2 protein-coding genes, 2 tRNA genes and 3 rRNA genes are annotated in these 6,464 nt (G+C 42.2%); 1 reads left to right on the top strand and 6 read right to left on the bottom strand.

Annotated elements, in window-relative coordinates; all coding sequences use genetic code 11:
* Positions 1–203 (top strand): Rrf2 family transcriptional regulator (locus CVS95_RS09540; RefSeq protein WP_234400060.1); only part of this gene is annotated, 203 nt, incomplete at its 5' end.
* Positions 204–351: 148 nt separating this feature from the next.
* On the opposite strand, the gene CVS95_RS10025 is transcribed toward CVS95_RS09540, so the two are convergent.
* From CVS95_RS10025 to CVS95_RS09510, 6 genes are all read right to left on the bottom strand, one after another.
* Entirely contained in the window at positions 352–807 is a 456-nt protein-coding gene (locus tag CVS95_RS10025; RefSeq protein ID WP_107696444.1) for a helix-hairpin-helix domain-containing protein, read from the bottom strand.
* 221 nt (positions 808–1,028) lie between these two features.
* A 5S ribosomal RNA gene (gene rrf, locus CVS95_RS09530) occupies positions 1,029–1,147 on the bottom strand.
* A gap of 133 nt (positions 1,148–1,280) precedes the next feature.
* Positions 1,281–4,184 (bottom strand): 23S ribosomal RNA (locus tag CVS95_RS09525).
* Positions 4,185–4,511: 327 nt separating this feature from the next.
* Positions 4,512–4,587, bottom strand: a tRNA-Ala gene (locus CVS95_RS09520).
* A 12-nt stretch (positions 4,588–4,599) separates the two neighbouring features.
* Positions 4,600–4,676: transfer RNA gene (locus tag CVS95_RS09515), tRNA-Ile, on the bottom strand.
* A gap of 94 nt (positions 4,677–4,770) precedes the next feature.
* Positions 4,771–6,281: ribosomal RNA gene (locus CVS95_RS09510) — 16S ribosomal RNA — on the bottom strand.
* The 16S, 23S and 5S rRNA genes sit together here with 2 tRNA genes alongside, the layout of an rRNA operon.
* Between the last annotated feature and the right edge of the window lie 183 nt (positions 6,282–6,464).

Below are 6,464 nucleotides of genomic sequence, written 5' to 3'. Positions count from 1 at the left end.
TAACCCTCCTTCAAATCTTTAACGCAGTAAATGATAAAGAAAAACTTTTTAAGATCCACTCTGACTCACCCAAAGCCTGCCCACTTGGTAGCAAGATCGAGGGACTCTTAACTGGTCACTTCCTAAAAGCACAAGAAGCTTTAGAGGATAGTTTAAGAAGTATTACTTTACAAGATCTATTAGATGAGCTTATTAATTTATAAAATTTAAAAAGTAGACAAACTAGGTTATAGAATTTAAAAAGCAGGCAGATATATAAAAACCAATCTATTTTTTTATTAGGAACGCTATGCGCTCCTAACTATTTTTATGTATCTTTATGTAAGAATTTTTATAAATTTCTAGCTTTTATTACTCTTTACTCTTCTCTTTTTTAGTTTTACTCTTTTGTGCTTTATCTTTTAGCTTTTCTTTATTATCTTTTATCTCTTTTATACTATCGTCTTTAGCACTATCTTTTTTCTCTTTTACTTCATCACTCTTTTTACTTGCTTTTTCTTTTATCTCATCTTTTTTAGATTTTATTTTTGATTTTGTTTTTGATTTTGTGTCATCTATCTTTGTAGTGCCTGATACTGATATATCTGATTTTAGATTTTCAAATGTCTTGTCGCCTATACCATTTACATTTTTTATATCTTCTATTGAGTTAAATTTATTTGCTTTTCTATACTCTATTATTGCATCTGCCTTTGAAGATCCTATGCCATCTAAACTCATTAACTCTTCTTTTGTGGCGGTGTTTAAATTTATGGCTGCTAGTAATGTAGAAGCTGCTGCTAATAGTGAGAATATAATCTTTTTCATTTTTGTCCTTTTGGGTAAATTTGGGTTTGGAGTCTATCATATTTGGTGTTTTTAGTCAATACTCGTATAAAAGCATAAACTAAGAGATATTTATAAGCATAGAGATAAAGAGTCTGATTATTTAAAAATATAAATAAATGTAAGATTTGATATTTTGTTATAAATTAAAAAAATAATACTAAAAGAAGATTGTTTAGATAAAGAAGATTAAAAATTAACAAAGCCCGCAACGACCTACTTTTCCAACATCCCAGTAAGGGAGAGTATCATCAGCCAGGACGAGCTTAGCTTCTTGGTTCGAGATGGAGCAAGGCGTTTCCTCGTCTGTATAGTCACGGGCAGTGTTAAATAAAAGATATATTAGATAAATCTCTTATTTAACACTACTTGATAAAGTTAAAAGTCATAAACAAAGTTTTATAAAAACATATCTTATTAAGTTTTTATCCTTAACAAGGAAGTGATGCTTATTAAAAGATAAGCAGACGAGCTATTAGTACTGGTCAGCTAAAGGACTTTCATCCATTACACACCCAGCCTATCAAACACATAGTCTATATGAGCTCTTAAAAGAAGATTCATCTTGGAGTTGGCTTCCTGCTTAGATGCTTTCAGCAGTTATCACATCCCAACATAGCTACCGAGCGGTGCTCTTGGCAGAACAACTCGTACACCAGTGGTTGGTTCGACCCGGTCCTCTCGTACTAGGGTCAACTCTCCTCAATCTTCTTACGCCCACGGCAGATAGGGACCGAACTGTCTCACGACGTTCTGAACCCAGCTCGCGTACCGCTTTAAATGGCGAACAGCCATACCCTTGGGACCTGCTCCAGCCCCAGGATGCGATGAGCCGACATCGAGGTGCCAAACCTCCCCGTCGATGTGAGCTCTTGGGGGAGATCAGCCTGTTATCCCCGGGGTACCTTTTATCCTTTGAGCGATGGCCCTTCCACACAGAACCACCGGATCACTAAGACCGACTTTCGTCTCTGCTTGACGTGTATGTCTCGCAGTTAAGCTGGCTTATGCCTTTATACTCTACGAACGATTTCCAACCGTTCTGAGCCAACCTTTGTAAGCCTCCGTTACATTTTGGGAGGCGACCGCCCCAGTCAAACTACCCACCAGACATTGTCCTACTTGAGGATAACTCAAGCTAGTTAGCTATCAGAATAAAAAAGAGTGGTATCTCAACAACGGCTCACCATAAACTGGCGTCTATGGATCAAAGCCTCCCACCTATCCTGCACATTTTTATCCCAATAGCAGTGTCAAGCTGTAGTAAAGGTCCACGGGGTCTTTCCGTCTTGCCGCGGGTAGGAGGAATTTTCACCTCCACTACAATTTCACTGGATCCCTCTTCGAGACAGCTCCCATCTCGTTACGCCATTCATGCAGGTCGATATTTAATCGACAAGGAATTTCGCTACCTTAGGACCGTTATAGTTACGGCCGCCGTTTACTCGGGCTTCGATCAAACGCTTCGCAGAGCTAACGTCATCAATTAACCTTCGAGCACCGGGCAGGCGTCACACCCTATACATCCTCTTACGAGTTAGCAGAGTGCTGTGTTTTTGGTAAACAGTCGGGAGGGACTCTTTGTTGTAACCTTCAATGCTTACGGAGTGAATCCTTCACAAAGTTAGGCACACCTTATACCGAAGATACGGTGCTATTTTGCAGAGTTCCTTGAAGAGAGTTCTTCCACGCGCCTTAGAATACTCATCCCACCCACCTGTGTCGGTTTACGGTACGGGCAACTACAACTAAACTTAGAAACTTTTCTTGGCTCGACAGTATCGGCAATTCGCTATCCATTCCGAAGAACTTCAAACGCCTGTGGGGTCTCGGCTTAAAAAGATCCGGATTTGCCTGGATCTTAACCTACACCTTTCGACTAGCACTACCATCCGCTAGCTTGCTTAACTCTAAGCGTCCTTCCATCGCACATTATAGTTGGCATTGGAATATTAACCAATTTTCCATCGCATACCCCTTTCGGACTTTGCTTAGGACCCGGCTAACCCTACGATGACGAGCATCGCGTAGGAAACCTTGGGTTTACGGCGTTGGGGATTCTCACCCCAATTATCGCTACTCATGCCTGCATGCTCACTTGTATTCGCTCCAGCACTCCTTACCGGTATACCTTCAACGCAAATACAACGCTCTCCTACCACTTAGTAAAACTAAGTCTAAAGCTTCGGTACTCATTTTAGCCCCGTTATATTTTCCGCGCAGAATCACTAGACCAGTGAGCTATTACGCTTTCTTTAAAGGATGGCTGCTTCTAAGCCAACCTCCTGGTTGTTTAAGTAACTCCACATCGTTTTCCACTTAAATGAGATTTAGGGACCTTAGCTGTTAGTCTGGGTTGTTCCCCTCTCGACGACGGATTTTATCACTCGCCGCCTGACTGCCATGATTACACACTAGGTATTCGGAGTTTGATAGGGTTTGGTACATTGGTGTATGCCCTAGCCCATTCAGTGCTCTACCCCCTAGTGTTACTACATGACGCTATACCTAAATATATTTCGGAGAGAACCAGCTATCACGATGTTTGATTGGCCTTTCACCCCTATCCACAAGTCATCCCATAGCTTTTCAACGCTAGCGGGTTCGGTCCTCCACCGGCTCTTACACCGGTTTCAACCTGCTCATGGATAGATCACATCGTTTCGGGTCTGCAACGTCTGACTAAACGCCCTATTAAGACTCGCTTTCGCTACGGCTCCGGGTTTCCTTAACCTTGCCAGACATCACAACTCGCAGGCTCATTATGCAAAAGGCAGTCCATCACCCTGATAAATCATAGGGCTCTGAATGATTGTAAGCAAATGGTTTCAGGTTCTATTTCACTCTGATCACCTCAGTTCTTTTCACCTTTCCCTCACGGTACTTGTGCACTATCGGTCTAGTAGTAGTATTTAGGGTTGGATAGTGGTCTACCCAGCTTCAGACAGAATATCACGTGTTCCGCCCTACTCAGGATACTGCTAAGTAAAACAAAGCTTTCATATACGGGAGTATCACCCTCTATGCTTAATCTTTCCAGATTATTCTATTAGCTAAGTTTAGTCTATATTGCAGTCCTACAACCCCGTTAGTAAACTAACGGTTTGCCCTCTTACGCGTTCGCTCGCCGCTACTAGCGTAATCTCTTTTGATTTCTTTTCCTAAGGGTACTAAGATGTTTCAATTCCCCTCGTTCGCTCCATATTAGGTAGTTAAGCTCGCGCTTAACTGGGTTGCCCCATTCAGAAATTCCCGGATCAAAGCCCCTTGACGGCTCCCCGAGACTTATCGCAGCCTGGCACGTCTTTCATCGCCTCTACTAGCCAAGGCATCCACCACTTGCTCTTTGTAGCTTACCTTTTCTATATTAGATTATTCTAATTCGCATCACTTCCTTGTTAAAGATAACTTTATGTTACTATATTTAAATTCTAGCTCTCAAGACGGAAAGCATTGACTACTATTTAGATAAGTTTTAAATCCTAAATAGATTGTGATGTCAAACTTTTGCACTAAATGCAAAGAGAATAGAAATTTAAATCTTTAACAAGTCCTGTAAAATTGTTTTTAAAACTTGCTTGTGACTATTAACAATATTAATTAAAAGAACATTTAGACAAAAGTCTAATTAGAAAGTTTAAATTCTTAAGCTCTCTAATTAGACTTAATATAGTTAAACTATTTTATGGTGGAGAATAGCGGGATCGAACCGCTGACCTCCTGCGTGCAAAGCAGGCGCTCTCCCAGCTGAGCTAATTCCCCAATTAAATTCTCTGGTGGGCCTAACAAGACTTGAACTTGTGACCTCACCCTTATCAGGGGTGCACTCTAACCAGCTGAGCTATAGGCCCCTATAGGTCTATCAATCTTTCAAAACTAAACAAGGATGATTGAGAATATCTTTCTTATAGATATCTTGTGAGAGAATATCTATATGTACTCTAGAAAGGAGGTGATCCAACCGCAGGTTCTCCTACGGTTACCTTGTTACGACTTCACCCCAGTCGCTGATTCCACTGTGGACGGTAACTAATTTAGTATTCCGGCTTCGAGTGAAATCAACTCCCATGGTGTGACGGGCGGTGAGTACAAGACCCGGGAACGTATTCACCGTAGCATGGCTGATCTACGATTACTAGCGATTCCGGCTTCATGGAGTCGAGTTGCAGACTCCAATCCGAACTGGGACATATTTTATAGATTTGCTCCATCTCGCGATATTGCTTCTCATTGTATATGCCATTGTAGCACGTGTGTCGCCCCGGACATAAGGGCCATGATGACTTGACGTCGTCCACACCTTCCTCCTCCTTACGAAGGCAGTCTCATTAGAGTGCTCAGCCGAACTGTTAGCAACTAATGACGTGGGTTGCGCTCGTTGCGGGACTTAACCCAACATCTCACGACACGAGCTGACGACAGCCGTGCAGCACCTGTCTTAACATTTCTGCAAGCAGACACTCTTCTATCTCTAGATGATTTGTTAGATATCAAGTCCGGGTAAGGTTCTTCGCGTATCTTCGAATTAAACCACATGCTCCACCGCTTGTGCGGGTCCCCGTCTATTCCTTTGAGTTTTAATCTTGCGACCGTACTCCCCAGGCGGTATACTTAATCCGTTAGGTGCATTACTGCCAAGACTAGCTTAGCAACAACTAGTATACATCGTTTAGGGCGTGGACTACCAGGGTATCTAATCCTGTTTGCTCCCCACGCTTTCACGCATTAGCGTCAGTTGAGTTCCAGCAGATCGCCTTCGCAATGGGTATTCCTGGTGATCTCTACGGATTTTACCCCTACACCACCAATTCCATCTGCCTCTCCCTCACTCTAGATTACCAGTTTCCCAAGCAGTTCTATGGTTAAGCCATAGGATTTCACAAGAGACTTGATAATCCGCCTACGCGTCCTTTACGCCCAGTGATTCCGAGTAACGCTTGCACCCTCCGTATTACCGCGGCTGCTGGCACGGAGTTAGCCGGTGCTTATTCGTTAGGTACCGTCATTGTTCTTCCCTAACAAAAGGAGTTTACGCTCCGAAAAGTGTCATCCTCCACGCGGCGTTGCTGCTTCAGGGTTTCCCCCATTGAGCAATATTCCCTACTGCTGCCTCCCGTAGGAGTCTGGACCGTGTCTCAGTTCCAGTGTGACTGATCATCCTCTCAGACCAGTTATGCGTCATAGCCTTGGTGAGCCATTACCTCACCAACTAGCTGATACAATATAGCCTCATCCTACACCGAAAAACTTTCCCTATCTAACTTATGTAAGACAGGAGTATAGAGTATTAGCAGCCGTTTCCAACTGTTGTCCTCTAGTGTAGGGCAGATTAGCTATACATTACTCACCCGTGCGCCACTAACTCATAAGAGCAAGCTCTTACTTGTCCGTTCGACTTGCATGTATTAGGCACGCCGCCAGCGTTCACTCTGAGCCAGGATCAAACTCTCCATATTAATTACCTAGCAAAATTTATTTGATAGGATTTTATTATGAAGTTTTTAATCAAAAAAACTTTTAGTTTTATTTATTAGTTTGTCTAATCTATTATAATTATAAAATAATAGACTGGCTCAATCGATCACTTGTTTAGATTTCAAAGATTGACTAATAGTTTAACAATTGTAAGTTAAAAGAAC

Origin of the sequence: Campylobacter concisus, assembly GCF_003048905.1 — a bacterium.
GTDB classification, from domain to species: Bacteria; Campylobacterota; Campylobacteria; order Campylobacterales; family Campylobacteraceae; genus Campylobacter_A; species Campylobacter_A concisus_V.
The sequence above is the reverse complement of the archived record's forward strand: the minus strand, read 5'-3'. Positions and strand labels throughout refer to the sequence as shown.